The sequence below is a fragment of the Actinomadura geliboluensis genome (assembly GCF_005889745.1).
In the GTDB taxonomy this organism is placed as follows: domain Bacteria; phylum Actinomycetota; class Actinomycetes; order Streptosporangiales; family Streptosporangiaceae; genus Spirillospora; species Spirillospora geliboluensis.
Genome location: NZ_VCKZ01000253.1, coordinates 1 through 13,968, shown reverse-complemented (window position 1 = coordinate 13,968; position 13,968 = coordinate 1). Strand labels below are relative to the sequence as shown.

12 protein-coding genes are annotated in these 13,968 nt (G+C 72.5%); 8 read left to right on the top strand and 4 right to left on the bottom strand.

The genetic code is table 11. The features are described from left to right. A partial coding sequence (locus tag ETD96_RS28740; RefSeq protein ID WP_138639622.1) for a maleylpyruvate isomerase family mycothiol-dependent enzyme occupies positions 1-620 on the bottom strand: 620 nt, incomplete at its 3' end. A gap of 69 nt (positions 621-689) precedes the next feature. Here ETD96_RS28740 and ETD96_RS28735 point away from each other — a divergent pair. The 4 genes from ETD96_RS28735 to ETD96_RS28720 all read left to right on the top strand — a co-directional run bounded on the left by ETD96_RS28735 (position 690) and on the right by ETD96_RS28720 (position 5,626). Then, positions 690-1,481 carry an MBL fold metallo-hydrolase gene (locus ETD96_RS28735; protein WP_138639621.1) on the top strand — a complete coding sequence of 264 codons (792 nt, stop codon included), beginning with the start codon at positions 690-692 and terminating at the stop codon, positions 1,479-1,481. A gap of 247 nt (positions 1,482-1,728) precedes the next feature. Next, complete coding sequence (gene uvrA / locus ETD96_RS28730; RefSeq protein WP_138639620.1) at positions 1,729-4,566, top strand: excinuclease ABC subunit UvrA; 2,838 nt, start codon at positions 1,729-1,731, stop codon at positions 4,564-4,566. Positions 4,567-4,613: 47 nt separating this feature from the next. After that, positions 4,614-5,048, top strand: coding sequence for a Rieske (2Fe-2S) protein (locus ETD96_RS28725; protein ID WP_138639619.1), 435 nt, complete (start codon positions 4,614-4,616; stop codon positions 5,046-5,048). 86 nt (positions 5,049-5,134) lie between these two features. After that, on the top strand, positions 5,135-5,626 hold the full coding sequence (locus tag ETD96_RS28720) for a Rieske (2Fe-2S) protein (RefSeq protein WP_138639618.1): 492 nt from the start codon (positions 5,135-5,137) through the stop codon (positions 5,624-5,626). Here the strand turns inward: ETD96_RS28720 and ETD96_RS28715 are convergent. Continuing rightward, positions 5,613-6,803, bottom strand: a complete 1,191-nt coding sequence (locus ETD96_RS28715; RefSeq protein WP_240808299.1) for a mechanosensitive ion channel family protein — start codon at positions 6,801-6,803, stop codon at positions 5,613-5,615. The genes ETD96_RS28720 and ETD96_RS28715 overlap by 14 nt on opposite strands. 173 nt (positions 6,804-6,976) lie before the next feature. Here ETD96_RS28715 and uvrC point away from each other — a divergent pair, with 173 nt between their 5' ends. The 4 genes from uvrC (at position 6,977) to whiA (ending at position 11,891) form a co-directional block, all read left to right on the top strand. Continuing rightward, on the top strand, positions 6,977-8,962 hold the full coding sequence (gene uvrC / locus ETD96_RS28710) for an excinuclease ABC subunit UvrC (RefSeq protein ID WP_138639617.1): 1,986 nt from the start codon (positions 6,977-6,979) through the stop codon (positions 8,960-8,962). Further along, positions 8,959-9,837, top strand: coding sequence for an RNase adapter RapZ (gene rapZ / locus ETD96_RS28705; RefSeq protein WP_138639616.1), 879 nt, complete (start codon positions 8,959-8,961; stop codon positions 9,835-9,837). Before uvrC ends, rapZ begins: the two co-directional genes overlap by 4 nt. 37 nt (positions 9,838-9,874) lie before the next feature. Next, complete coding sequence (locus ETD96_RS28700; protein ID WP_171069278.1) at positions 9,875-10,852, top strand: gluconeogenesis factor YvcK family protein; 978 nt, start codon at positions 9,875-9,877, stop codon at positions 10,850-10,852. Between the two features lie 61 nt (positions 10,853-10,913). Then, positions 10,914-11,891, top strand: coding sequence for a DNA-binding protein WhiA (gene whiA / locus ETD96_RS28695; protein ID WP_138639614.1), 978 nt, complete (start codon positions 10,914-10,916; stop codon positions 11,889-11,891). A gap of 268 nt (positions 11,892-12,159) precedes the next feature. Here whiA and ETD96_RS28690 read toward each other — a convergent pair whose 3' ends face one another. Next, a complete protein-coding gene (locus ETD96_RS28690; protein WP_138639613.1) occupies positions 12,160-13,365 on the bottom strand; it encodes a hypothetical protein in 1,206 nt (401 codons plus the stop codon). Further along, positions 13,355-13,876 (bottom strand): hypothetical protein, encoded by a 522-nt coding sequence (locus ETD96_RS28685; protein WP_138639612.1) that lies wholly within the window; start codon positions 13,874-13,876, stop codon positions 13,355-13,357. Before ETD96_RS28685 ends, ETD96_RS28690 begins: the two co-directional genes overlap by 11 nt. Between the last annotated feature and the right edge of the window lie 92 nt (positions 13,877-13,968).

Sequence of the window (13,968 nt, the reverse complement as noted above, 5' to 3'; positions counted from 1 at the left end):
GCCTCCGGCCCGCCCGCCGTCCAGCCGAGGTCGGCGGACTCCCCGGAGTCGGTCGCGGTGATCCGGTACCCGGCGAGCTCACCGCGCGACTTGCCCGGCAGGGCCGCCATGTCCGCCAGCGTCGCGGCCGCCGCCCACCGGACGTAGGGCTCGGGCCAGTCGGCGGCCCCGTACCCGGCGGCGAGGTCGACGTGGTGGGCCTCCACCTCGTTCCACCGGCGGTACACCGTGTACCAGGCCGGATGCGCCCAGCCCTGCATCGCCTTCACCGGAGCGTTCCAGACCTCCTCGGGCAGGCTCCGGGCCTGCTCGGCGAACCGCTCGGCGGTCGCGCGGACGTCCGCGACCAGCTCGGCGCCACCGCGCCCCGCGCCCGCGTCGAGGTCGGCGTTGCGCTTGTCCAGGCTCGGGTACTGCGGGATCTCCACGCCCGTCCGCGCCCATTCGAGCAGGTTCCACAGGGAGTCGGCGTTGCGGGCGATGTGCGTGGCGACATGGCCCCGGCTCCACCCCGGCAGCGCCGACGGGCCGCGCAGCCCGGCCTCGCCGAGCCCCTCCAGCGTCCCGATGATGCGCTCCGTGCCCGCGTCCAGCTCCCCGATCACGCCCCGCCAGTCCATGCCCCCTCCTCGGCCGGAAACGACGCTCCATCCTGTCGCACCCGCCCGTCCCGTGCCAGAGTGGTGATCATGGACCTTCCGATCTGCGCGACCTGCGGCGCCCAGTACGGCGGACCCCGGCCCGACTGCCCCATCTGCGAGGACGAGCGCCAGTACGTCGGCTGGGACGGCCAGCGGTGGACGACCCTCACCGAGCTCCGCGAGAACCACCGGGCGCGGATCGCCGAGGAGGGGCCGGACATCGTCGGGATCGGCACCGAGCCGTCCTTCGCCATCGGCCAGCGCGCCCTGCTGCTGCGCGCCCCGTCCGGCAACGTCCTCTGGGACATGATCACCTACCTGGACGACGACCTGGTCCGCCGGGTGAACGACCTCGGCGGCGTCTCCGCGATCGCGATCAGCCACCCGCACTACTACGGCACCATGATCGAGTGGGCGCACGCGTTCGACGCCCCCGTCTACATCCACGAGGCCGACCGCCGGTGGGTGGCCCGCCCCGACGACGCGGTCGTCTTCTGGGAGGGCGACACGCACGAACTGGCGGACGGCCTCACGCTCATCAACGCCGGCGTCCACTTCGACGGCGGCCAGGTGCTGCACTGGCGGGACGCCCGCGCCCTGTTCTCCGGCGACATCCTGCAGGTCGTCAACGACCGCGACTGGGTGAGCTTCATGTACAGCTACCCGAACTACATCCCGGAGCGGCCCCGCACCGTCCGGCGCGCGCTGCGCCTGCTGGAGCCCTACGACTTCGACCGCGTCTACGGCGCCTGGTGGAAGAAGATCGTCTACACCGACGGCAAGGACGCCGTCCGCCGCTCCGCCGACCGCTACCTCAGCTACGCCCTGGACGACGAGTAGCCCCTGTGGGTGGGGTGCCTCATGGGGCGCGTGGGGTTCGGGTGTTGTGGTGGCGGGCGATGTTCGAACACGTGTACGGTTTGGTGTGCCGTCCGGACCGGTGGGGACGGGCGGGTAGCTTCGTGAAATGCGGCGGCGGGCGCCGTCGTTACAGAGTCGGGGGATTCTGTCCTACCCCGTGGCTAGCCTTGAGACGGCCCGTCTCTCTCCCATCGCCGCGCCCCAGAAGAGGAACCGGATTCACACCGTGCATGACCGACTCATCGTGCGTGGAGCACGCGAGCACAACCTGAAGGACGTCTCGCTCGACCTCCCGCGGGACTCCATGATCGTGTTCACCGGTCTGTCGGGGTCCGGCAAGTCCAGCCTGGCGTTCGACACCATCTTCGCCGAGGGGCAGCGCCGGTACGTGGAGTCGCTGTCGGCGTACGCCCGGCAGTTCCTCGGCCAGATGGACAAGCCCGACGTCGACTTCATCGAGGGGCTGTCCCCGGCGGTGTCGATCGACCAGAAGTCGACCAGCAAGAACCCGCGGTCGACGGTCGGGACGATCACCGAGGTGTACGACTACCTGCGGCTGCTCTACGCGCGGATCGGGCACCCGCACTGCCCCGAGTGCGGCCGGCCGATCAGCCGGCAGGCGCCGCAGCAGATCGTCGACCGGGTGCTGGAGCTGGAGCCCGGCACCCGCTTCCAGGTGCTGGCGCCGGTGATCCGCGGGCGCAAGGGCGAGTACCTGGAGCTGTTCCGCGAGCTGCAGTCCAAGGGCTACTCCCGGGCGCTGGTGGACGGGCAGATGATCCGCCTGGACGAGCCGCCCAAGCTCAAGAAGCAGGAGAAGCACGACATCTCCGTCGTGGTCGACCGGCTCTCGGTGAAGGACTCCGCGCGCCAGCGGCTCGCCGACTCGGTGGAGACCGCGCTCGGGCTCGCGGGCGGCACGATCGTCCTCGACTTCGTCGACCTCCCCGAGGACGACGAGCAGCGCACGCGGATGTACTCCGAGCACCTCTACTGCCCCTACGACGACCTGTCGTTCGAGGAGCTGGAGCCCCGCTCGTTCTCGTTCAACTCGCCCTACGGCGCCTGCCCCGACTGCACCGGGCTGGGGACGCGCATGGAGGTCGACCCCGAGCTGGTCGTGCCGGACGAGGAGCTGACCCTCGGCGAGGGCGCCATCCAGCCGTGGTCGAACGGGCACGTGAGCGACTACTTCCTGCGGCTGCTGTCGGCCCTCGGCGACGCCATGGGGTTCGACCTGAACACCCCGTGGCACAAGCTGCCCGCCAAGGCCCGCAAGGCCGTCCTGAACGGGCACGAGACCCAGGTCCACGTGCGGTACAAGAACCGCTACGGCCGGACGAGGTCGTACTACACCGCCTACGAGGGCGTGATCCCCTACATCCAGCGGCGGCACGCCGAGTCCGAGAGCGACTCCAGCCGGGAGCGGTTCGAGGGCTACATGCGCGAGATCCCCTGCCCGACGTGCGAGGGCGCCCGGCTCAAGCCGGTCGTGCTGGCCGTCACCATGGGCGGGATGTCGATCGCCGAGGTCGCCGCGCTGCCGATCGGCGAGGCCGCGAAGTTCCTGCTGGCGCTGGAGCTGAACGAGCGCGAGAAGAAGATCGCCGAGCGGGTGCTCAAGGAGATCAACGCCCGGCTCGGCTTCCTGCTGGACGTCGGCCTCGACTACCTCACCCTCGACCGGGCGTCGGCGACGCTCGCCGGCGGGGAGGCGCAGCGCATCCGGCTCGCGACGCAGATCGGGTCGGGCCTGGTCGGCGTCCTCTACGTGCTGGACGAGCCGTCCATCGGCCTGCACCAGCGCGACAACCACCGGCTGCTGGAGACGCTGATCCGGCTCCGCGACATGGGCAACACGCTGATCGTCGTGGAGCACGACGAGGACACCATCGCCGCCGCCGACTGGATCGTCGACATCGGCCCCCGCGCGGGCGAGCACGGCGGCGAGATCGTCGTGTCCGGCACCGTCGAGGACCTGAAGAAGTCCGACCGCTCGCTGACCGGCGCCTACCTCGACGGGCGGCGCGAGATCGCCGTCCCGCAGATCCGCCGGCCGCGCGCCAAGGGCCGCGAGGTCACCGTCAAGGGCGCGCAGCAGAACAACCTGCGCGACGTGGACGTGGCGTTCCCGCTCGGCGTCCTCACCGCCGTCACCGGCGTGTCGGGGTCGGGCAAGTCGACGCTGGTCAACGACATCCTCTACAACTCGCTCGCCAAGAAGCTGAACGGGGCGAAGACCGTCCCCGGCAAGCACAAGCGGGTCAACGGCGTCGACCAGCTCGACAAGGTCGTGCACGTCGACCAGTCGCCGATCGGGCGCACGCCGCGCTCGAACCCGGCGACCTACACCGGCGTGTTCGACCACATCCGCAAGCTGTTCGCGCAGACCACCGAGGCGAAGGTGCGCGGCTACCAGCCGGGCCGGTTCTCCTTCAACGTCAAGGGCGGCCGCTGCGAGAACTGCTCCGGCGACGGCACCATCAAGATCGAGATGAACTTCCTGCCGGACGTCTACGTCCCGTGCGAGGTCTGCCACGGCGCCCGCTACAACCGGGAGACCCTGGAGGTCCACTACAAGGGCAAGACGATCTCCGAGGTGCTCGACATGCCGATCGAGCAGGCCACCGAGTTCTTCGAGCCGATCAAGGCGATCCACCGGCACCTGAAGACGCTCAACGACGTCGGCCTCGGCTACGTCCGGCTGGGCCAGCCCGCGCCGACCCTGTCGGGCGGCGAGGCGCAGCGCGTCAAGCTGGCGTCCGAGCTGCAGAAGCGCTCCACGGGGCGCACGATCTACGTGCTGGACGAGCCGACCACCGGCCTGCACTTCGAGGACATCCGCAAGCTCCTCGGCGTGCTGAACGGCCTGGTCGACAAGGGCAACACGGTGATCGTGATCGAGCACAACCTGGACGTCATCAAGACCGCCGACTGGATCATCGACATGGGCCCCGAGGGCGGCTCCCGGGGCGGCACGGTCGTCGCCGCCGGCACCCCCGAGGACATCGCCGCGGTCGAGGCCAGCCACACCGGGCAGTTCCTCAAGAAGATCCTCGGCTAGACCGGGGCCGGTTCGAGGCGCCCGCGTCCGTCCACCAAGATGGACCCATGGCAGAGAACGCGACGCCCCGGGCTGCCGGGGACGGGGACATCGGGCGCCGTGCGGTGCTGTACGGCGGCGCCGGGGTGGTCGGCGCGGCCGCGCTCGCCGGGTGCGCCTCCGGCAACGAGGTGAAGTCCGCGCAGGACCTCAAGGGCAAGGAGATCGCGAAGGCCGCGGACGTCCCGGTCGGCGGGGGGAAGATCTACGGGGACGAGAAGGTCGTCGTGACGCAGCCCACGCAGGGCACCTTCAAGGCGTTCACGGCGGTCTGCACCCACCAGGGCTGCACGGTGGGCAGCGTGAGGCAGGGGCTGATCAACTGCCCGTGCCACGGCAGCGATTTCAAGATCACGGACGGCTCGGTGGTGAAGGGCCCGGCGGACAAGCCGCTGCGGGAGTACCCCGTCCAGGTGCAGAACGGCGGCATCGTCGTCACCTGATGTTGGTTCCGGTTTGAACCATCCGGTGCGCCCGTCCGTGCTTCCCGGTGACGGATCGATCGAGGGAACCCACCGGAGGGGCGAGCATGGCAGAGGCGTCCGAGACGCAGGCGGACGGGACGGAGCAGGAGCCGGGGGAGCCGCGCAGCCGCAGGACGCTGCTCGTCGGCGCGGGGCTCGCGGGTGTGGCCGGGCTGGCGGCCGCGTGCGGCGGGTCCGGTGACGGCGGCGGCGGGTCCGGCGGCTCGGACGCCGGTTCCGGGGCGGAGCCGGGCAAGGGCGGGGCGGCCGGAACCGCGCTCGCGTCCGCCGGCGAGATCCCGGTCGGCGGCGGCAAGGTGTTCGAGGACGCCAAGGTCGTCGTCTGCCAGCCGGAGCAGGGCCGGTTCACGGCCTTCTCCGCCGCCTGCACGCACCGCGGCTGCAGCGTCGGCTCGGTGTCCGGCGGGACGATCAACTGCCCCTGCCACGGCAGCAAGTTCAAGATCACCGACGGCTCGGTGGCGAACCCGCCCGCCGACGAGCCGCTGGAGGCCAGGAAGGTCACCGTTCAGGGCGACAAGATCATGCTCGCCTGAGCCGCTTCGGCGGCGGGCCGTCCCCGGCCGGGCCGGCCCGCCCGCCGTCGGGGTCGTCCGGCGCGTTCACGCCGGCCGAGGCGCCGCCCTCCGTGCCCGGCGGGACGTCCGGCGCCGCCCCGTCGGGGGAGGGTGCGGCGCCGTCGGCGACCGGGACCGACCCGACCCGGAACCGGGGGACCGCCTCCGGGTGGTGGTCGCGGATGTAGGCGATGAGATGCTCGCGGATGTCGCAGCGCAGGTCCCAGGTGCTCGCCGAGTCGGCGGCGCTCATCAGCGCGCGCAGCGTGATCAGCCCGTTCGGCTGGGTCTCCACGACCTGCAGCACCCATTCGCGCCGGTCCCACAGCGGGTTGTCCTGGAGCGCCGAGTACAGCTCGGCCCGCAGCTCCTCGACCGGCACCGTCCAGTCCACGTGCAGCTCCACCGACCCGAGCAGGCGGCTGGAGTGCCGGGTCCAGTTCTCGAACGGCTGCTCGGTGAAGTGCGACACCGGGAAGATCATCCGCCGGTCGTCCCAGAGCCGGAGCACCACGTACGACAGGGTCAGCTCCTCGACCCGCCCCCAGGTGCCCTGGGTGACGACGATGTCGTCCAGCCGCAGCGCGTCGCTGAACGCCAGCTGCAGCCCGGCGAGCAGGTTGCCGAGGGTGGGCCGGGCGGCGATGCCGACGACCAGCCCGGCGACGCCCGCCGAGGCCAGCACCCCGGCGCCGACCGCGCGCACGCCCGGGAAGGTGAACAGCGCCGCGCCCACCGCGAGGACCACGATCAGCACGGCCGCGATCCGGCGCAGCAGCAGCATCTGGGTGCGGGCGCGCCGGGCCCGCCGGTTGCGCTCGCCCTCGATCCGCATCAGCCGCTCCAGCGGCGGGTCGCTCAGCGCGTACCCGATCCGCAGGACCAGCCAGGTGGTGGCGCCGATGGCCGCGATCCGCAGCACGTGCCGGACGGCGCCGTCGGGCTGCCCGTGCAGCAGGTGGTAGGGCATCGCGGCGTTGGCGCTGACGACCGCCGCGAACGCGAACGCGGGCGCCGCGACGCGGCGGGCGACCCGGCCCGCGCCCGGCCAGCGGTGCGACAGCCGCCCGGCGAGCAGGCGGCGCCCCGCCTCCACGACGACCACGGACGTGGCGACGACGCCCGCCAGGACGACCCACGCCCAGAGTGCGGACATGTGCGCGGCGACCTCCTCCGACGATCGACGACCTTCGTTCGACCTTCTCTTTCCGCTGCCTTTGCGGTCATCCGACCCGGAAGGGAGATCTATGTCACCCCGGCACCGTCCCCGATCGGGCCGGACGCGCACGGGGGCACGGCGTGTCGGTACCGCCCACTAGGCTTTTGAGCGTGGCAGATCCGGCGACCTACCGACCCGCACCCGGCTCCATCCCGGAGTCCCCGGGGGTGTACCGCTTCCGCGACGAGCACGGCCGGGTCATCTACGTGGGCAAGGCGAAGAGCCTGCGCTCGCGGCTGAACTCCTACTTCGCCGACTTCTCGGCGCTGCACCCGCGCACGCAGACCATGGTGCGGACCGCCGCCCGGGTCGACTGGACGGTCGTCGGCACCGAGGTCGAGGCCCTCCAGCTGGAGTACTCCTGGATCAAGGAGTTCGACCCCCGGTTCAACGTCCGCTACCGGGACGACAAGTCCTATCCGTACCTCGCCGTCACCCTGAACGAGGACTTCCCGAGGGTGATGGTGATGCGCGGCGCGAAACGCAAGGGCGTGCGCTACTTCGGGCCGTACTCGCACGCGTGGGCGATCCGGGAGACGGTCGACCAGCTGCTGCGCGTGTTCCCCGTCCGGACGTGCAGCGCCGGCGTGTTCAAGCGGCAGCACCAGCTCGACCGGCCCTGCCTGCTCGGCTACATCGGCAAGTGCTCCGCGCCGTGCGTCGGCCGCGTCTCGCCGGCCGAGCACCGCCTGCTCGCCGAGGACTTCTGCGACTTCATGGCGGGCAACACCTCCCGGTTCACCCGCCGCCTCGAACGCGACATGCGCGAGGCCGCCGCGTCCCAGGAGTACGAGCGCGCCGCCCGGCTCCGCGACGACATCCGCGCGCTGGAGCGGGCGCTGGAGAAGCAGGCCGTCGTGCTGCCCGACAGCACCGACTGCGACATGATCGCCTTCGCCGAGGACGAGCTGGAGGCGGCCGTCCAGGTGTTCTACGTGCGCGGCGGCCGCATCCGGGGGCAGCGCGGCTGGGTGGTCGACAAGGTCGAGGAGGTCACCACCGCCGACCTGGTGGAGAACTTCCTCATCCAGATCTACGGCGAGATCGAGTCGGTGCCCCGGGAGGTGCTCGTCCCGGCGCTGCCGCCCGACGCGGACGCCATGGCCGAGCTGCTCTCGGAGCAGCGCGACGGCCCCGTGCGGCTGCGCGTCCCGCAGCGCGGCGACAAGAAGGCCCTGCTGGAGACGGTGGCCCGCAACGCCCACGAGGCGCTGAAGCAGCACAAGACGCGCCGCGCGTCCGACCTCACCACCCGCAGCCGCGCCCTCCAGGAGATCCAGGACGCCCTGGAGCTGGACGAGGCGCCGCTGCGCATCGAGTGCTACGACGTGTCGAACCTGCAGGGCACGAACGTGGTCGCGTCCATGGTCGTGTTCGAGGACGGCCTGGCCCGCAAGAGCGAGTACCGCCGGTTCACGATCAAGGCCGTCGAGGGGCAGGACGACGTCCGCTCCATCCACGAGGTGATCAGCCGCCGGTTCCGCCGCTACCTCGCCGAGAGCGAGAAGATGGGCGAGCTCGACCACTTGGGCGATCCCGAGGAGGAGGGAGCGCACCAGCCGATCGATCCCGAGACCGGCCGGCCGCGCAAGTTCGCCTACCCGCCCAACCTGGTGATCGTCGACGGCGGCCCGCCGCAGGTCGCCGCCGCGCAGCGCGCCCTCGACGAGCTGGGCGTGGACGACATCGCGGTGTGCGGCATCGCCAAGCGGCTGGAGGAGCTGTGGCTGCCCGGCGAGGCCGATCCGGTGATCCTGCCGCGCAACAGCGAGGGCATGTTCCTCGTCCAGCGGGTACGCGACGAGGCGCACCGTTTCGCCATCACCTTCCACCGGCAGCGGCGGTCCAAGTCCATGACGGCCAGCGAACTCGATAACGTTCCGGGTCTGGGCCCGGCGCGGCGCGCGGCGCTGCTGAAGCACTTCGGCTCGCTCAAGCGGCTGAAGGACGCGACGCCCGAGCAGGTCGCCGAGGTCCCGGGGATCGGCATGCGCAGCGCCGAGAGCATCGTCGCGGCGCTGCACGGCGGTACCGTCCCGGCGCGCGAGGCGGCGGGCGGCACGGGCGACGGGGAGCACAGGGGGAGACGGGGATGACCAGCGAGACGAAGATCCCGGACATCGTGATCGTGACCGGCATGTCGGGGGCGGGCCGCAGCACCGCGGCCAAGTCCCTGGAGGACCTCGACTGGTACGTGGTCGACAACCTGCCGCCGGGGCTGCTCGCCACGATGGCCGACCTCGGCGGCCGGGTGAAGGACGCGGTGCCCCGCATCGCGGTCGTGGTGGACGTGCGCAGCCGCGCCTTCACCGCGGACCTGCACTCCTCCATCGCCGAGCTGGAGGCGCGCGGCGTCCACCCCCGGGTGGTGTTCCTGGAGGCCGGCGACGCCGACCTGGTGCGCCGGTTCGAGAGCGTCCGCCGCCCGCACCCGCTGCAGGGCGACGGCCGGCTGGTCGACGGCATCGCCCGCGAGCGGGAGCTGGTCCGCGAGGTGCGCGCCGAGGCCGACCTGGTGATCGACACCAGCGGGCTCAACGTGCACGAGCTGCGCAACAAGATCATCGGGTTCTTCGGCAACGACACCGGCGAGTCCAGCCTGCGCGCCACCGTGGTGTCGTTCGGCTACAAGTACGGCCTGCCGGTCGACGCCGACCTCGTCGTCGACTGCCGGTTCCTGCCGAACCCGCACTGGGTGCCGGAGCTGCGCCCGAAGACCGGCCGCGACACCGCCGTCCGCGACTACGTGCTCGGGCAGCGCGGCGCCAAGGAGTTCCTGGACGCCTATTCCGAGGTGCTGCGGCTCCTCGCCGACGGCTACGAGCGCGAGGGCAAGCACTACGTGACGCTCGCCGTGGGATGCACCGGTGGAAAACACCGTAGTGTGGCCATGGCGGAACAGATCGCCGCCCGGCTGCGGGACGAGGGCATCGAGGTGCAGGTCGCCCACCGTGACCTCGGCCGCGAATGAGCACCCGCGGGTCCCGGACGAGGAGAGAAACGGCACGGTGAAGCCTTCTGGCTCGACGGAGGGCCCGAAGGTCGTCGCGCTCGGCGGCGGCCACGGCCTGTACGCCTCCCTGTCGGCGCTGCGCCGCGTCACCGACCGGCTGACGGCCGTCGTCACCGTCGCCGACGACGGCGGCTCCAGCGGGCGGCTCCGCCGCGAACTGGGCGTGCTGCCGCCCGGCGACCTGCGGATGGCGCTCGCCGCCCTCTGCGGCGACGACGAATGGGGCCAGACGTGGCGGGACGTCGTCCAGCACCGGTTCGGCAGCGAGGGCGACCTGAAGGACCACGCCGTCGGCAACCTGCTGATCGTCGCGCTGTGGGAGCTGCTCGGCGGCGCCGGGACCGCCGGCTCCACCGTCGCGGGCCTCGACTGGGTCGGCCGGCTGCTCGGCGCGCACGGCCGCGTGCTGCCGATGGCGGCCGTCCCGATGGACATCGTCGCCGAGGTCCGCGGCGCCGACCCGGCCCGCCCCGGCGAGGTCACCCGCGTCAAAGGGCAGGTGGCGTGCGCGAAGACGCCCGGCAGCGTGCTCGGCATCTCGCTCGTGCCCGCCGACCCGCCCGCGTGCCCCGAGGCGCTCGCCGCCGTCGAGGACGCCGACTGGATCGTGTTCGGCCCCGGCTCCTGGTTCACCAGCGTCCTGCCGCACCTCAAGGTGCCCGCGCTGGCCCGGGCCCTCACCACCGCCCGCGCCCGCCGCGTCGTCGCGCTGAACCTCGCGCCGCAGCCCGGCGAGACCGACGACTTCTCGCCGCAAACCCACCTGGAGGTCCTGCAGGCGCACGCGCCGGACCTGCGGGTCGACGTCGTCCTCGCCGACGGCGGCGTGGTTGACGACCCGGCCGCGCTCGACAAGGCCGTCCAGGCGCTCGGGGGGCGGCTGGTCCTCGCCGACGTCGCCGCCGACGACGGCTCGCCGCGTCATGAACCCGCCCGGCTGGCCCAAGCCTTGGTACAGATTTTCAGCGAGTGACATCCCGCGTGGTCGGCATCGGCCACACTGCTGGGAGTCCGATAGGGGGAGGGTTCATCAGATGGCGATGACCGGTGTGGTCAAGGACGAGCTGAGCAGGCTCACGGTCATGAAGCCGTGCTGCCGCAAGGCCGAGGTCTCGACGCTGCTGCGGTTCGCGGGCGGCCTGCACCTGGTCAGCGGGCGGATCGTGATCGAGGCCGAGATCGACACCGGCGTCGCGGCACGGCGCCTGATCAAGGACATCGCGGAGGTGTTCGGGCACACCTCCGAGGTCGTCGTGCTCGCGCCCAGCGGGCTGCGCAAGGGCAACCGCTACGTCGTCCGCGTGTTCCGGGACGGCGAGTCGCTCGCCCGGCAGACCGGGCTCATCGACAACAACGGCCGGCCCGTCCGCGGCCTGCCCCGGCACGTGGTCGCGGGGGCGGCCTGCGACGCCGAGTCGGCCTGGCGCGGCGCCTTCCTCGCCCACGGCTCCCTCACCGAGCCCGGCCGCTCCATGTCGCTGGAGGTGACCTGCCCCGGCCCCGAGGCCGCGCTCGCCCTCGTCGGCGCCGCCCGCCGGCTCAAGATCCACGCCAAGGCCCGCGAGGTCCGCGGCGTCGACCGCGTCGTCGTCCGCGACGGCGACGCGATCAGCGCCCTGCTCACCCGGCTCGGCGCGCACGACAGCGTCCTCGCCTGGGAGGAGCGCCGCATGCGCCGCGAGGTCCGCGCCACCGCCAACCGCCTCGCGAACTTCGACGACGCGAACCTGCGCCGCTCCGCCCGCGCCGCCGTCGCCGCCGGCGCCCGCGTCGCCCGCGCCCTGGAGATCCTCGGCGACGACGCCCCCGACCACCTCGTCAAGGCCGGCCGCCTCCGCCTGGAGCACAAGCAGGCGTCCCTGGAGGAACTCGGCCAGCTCGCCGACCCGCCCCTCACCAAGGACGCCATCGCCGGCCGCATCCGCCGCCTCCTCGCCATGGCCGACAAACGCGCCACCGACCAGGGCATCCCCGGCACCGAGGCCAACCTCACGGCGGACATGCTGGGGTAGCGCTGTTTACCCAGGGGGGCTGTGTTTTCCCTGGGGGGCGACCCCCTGGAACCCCCGTTGCGAGCCGGTCGATCCTCACGCCACGGTTTCGGTTCTTGTGACCGTGCGGGTCTGCGTCGTGTCGCTGCGGTCGCCCGGCTCGGCGGGTCGGGCGGCCTCCGGGCGCTGGGGCGCCCTCCGGCCGCCCGACCCGTGCCGGGGCTGAGGTTGTGGCACAAGGCTCCTTCAACGGCGCAGGCGATCCTCGCGCAGTGTGGGGCCTGGGGCGTCAGCGGGGGGTGTGGTCGCCTCTGAGGATTCGGGGGACCAGGTCTTCTCTCAGGTGGCCGTAGCCGGTTTCGGCCCAGACGCTCTTGGACGGGTCGGCCTCGAAGTAGGGGACGTCGCGGCCGTCCCGGCGGTCCATGAGGATGTCCGGGGTCTCCTTCGCGCGGGCGGCGCGGGCGCAGTCGCGGCAGGCGTGGACGCGGAGGCGGCGGCGGGAGCCGATGGGGCGCCAGTCGATGCGGGAGCCCGCGTCGCCGTGCAGCGGGTTGAAGAAGCAGAGCGGGCTCGGGGGGATCTCCGGCTTCCCGGCGGCGACGGCCCGGGCGGACGCGAGCGCGTCGCGGCCCTGGTCGACCAGGACGAGCACGCCCGCCAGGTCGGGGACGCCGCGCGCCCGGTCCAGGGTCTTGCCGGCCGCCTGGTAGGCGTCCAGCGCCCGGGTCATCAGCTCGCCGGTCCGCTCCCCGGACACCCGCACGTCGGTGGTGTCGAGGAGCTCGCCGAACGCGATGACCTCATGGGACGCCTGCTCGCGGAGCTGGTCCTCGCTGGCGCGCTTCGCCGTGGAGAAGACCGTGCGGGGCAGGAGCAGCGCGCTGTCGTCACGGCGGACCGAGGCCATGCGGCGGCGGCGCCACAGGAGCAGGCCCGCTACCCCGGCCGCCGCGATCCCGGCGCCGCCCAGTGCGAGGGGGAGCGCGGAGGAGCCGTCGTCGTCCGTGCGGAGGCCCTGTTCGGAGCGTCGCTGGTTGGCGCGTTTCTGGATCAGCGCGGACTGGCGGTCGTACTCCTTCTTCGCGTCGCCCGACAGCATGAGGTCGGCGATCCGGTTGAGGCGGTCCGCGACGGACGCGTCGTCGTAGGCGCGGTCGAAGGACACCGCCCAGGCGGCGTAGCGGGCCTGGTGGTCGCCGCCGAACTCCTTGGCGCGCAGGTCGTCGCCGATGTCGCTGAAGGTGATGTAGACGCCGTCCCGGCCGAGTTTCGCGTGCACGACCGTCGCGAGCTGGTCGTCGTCGCTCCAGGTGCCGCCCTTGACCAGCGGGACGAGGACGACGAACACCGGTACGGGCAGCTTGCGGAACTTGGCGATGAGCCGGTCGCGGTCGGCCTGCGGCAGCGCGGACGCCAGCGAGGGGTCGACGTAGACGGGGGAGCGCCGCAGCGCCGCGGCGAGCCGCTCGCCCGGGGACGGTTCACTCGACACCGAGATACTCCTGGATGCGGGGGATCAGGTCGCCGTCGGCCCCGAAACCGGTGTCCTTCCAAACCCCGGGGACGGCGTAGTGCGGGCGTCGACCGCTGGGGCCGGGGACCTTCAGCGTCCGTTCGGCCAGGGCCGCTGTGCTCTTGCTGGCGCACGTCGAGCAGACGGGGCGGCGCCTGGCGCGGGCGTCGCCCAGTTGCACCTTGCGGCGCTGCGAGGACGGGCCGTGCAGCGGGTTGATGAAGCACGGTGGCGGGGGTGTCGCGGTCTTGCCCGCCAGTGCCGCCCGGCCCTGGCGGGCCAGCACGATCGCTCCGGCGAGGTCGAGCGCGCGTTCGGGGTCCTCGGCGGCGTCGTCGTAGAGGATCTGCGCGACGTCGTAGGCGGACACCGCGTACTCGCGGCCGTGGTTGCCCTCCGCGGCGGCGGGGAGCAGGCCCCGCAGGCGCTCCAGTTCCTTGGCGCCCGTGCGGCGCAGCCACTTCACGGAGGGGTCGGCGGGCGCGTTCACAGGCCGCCCGCGGTGACCCGCGTGTCGAAGCCGAGCTCCTCCTGGGTGGCGCCGAGGACGATCTCGCCGTCCGCGCGCGGCACCAGGGCCGA

Excerpts from the sequence above, each read along its gene's own strand:
- ETD96_RS28735 (WP_138639621.1), top strand. The coding sequence starts at position 690 with ATGGACCTTCCGATCTGCGCGACCTGCGGCGCCCAGTACGGCGGACCC.
- ETD96_RS28725 (WP_138639619.1), top strand. The coding sequence starts at position 4,614 with ATGGCAGAGAACGCGACGCCCCGGGCTGCCGGGGACGGGGACATCGGG.
- ETD96_RS28720 (WP_138639618.1), top strand. The coding sequence starts at position 5,135 with ATGGCAGAGGCGTCCGAGACGCAGGCGGACGGGACGGAGCAGGAGCCG.
- ETD96_RS28715 (WP_240808299.1), bottom strand. The coding sequence starts at position 6,803 with ATGTCCGCACTCTGGGCGTGGGTCGTCCTGGCGGGCGTCGTCGCCACG.
- rapZ (WP_138639616.1), top strand. The coding sequence starts at position 8,959 with ATGACCAGCGAGACGAAGATCCCGGACATCGTGATCGTGACCGGCATG.
- whiA (WP_138639614.1), top strand. The coding sequence starts at position 10,914 with ATGGCGATGACCGGTGTGGTCAAGGACGAGCTGAGCAGGCTCACGGTC.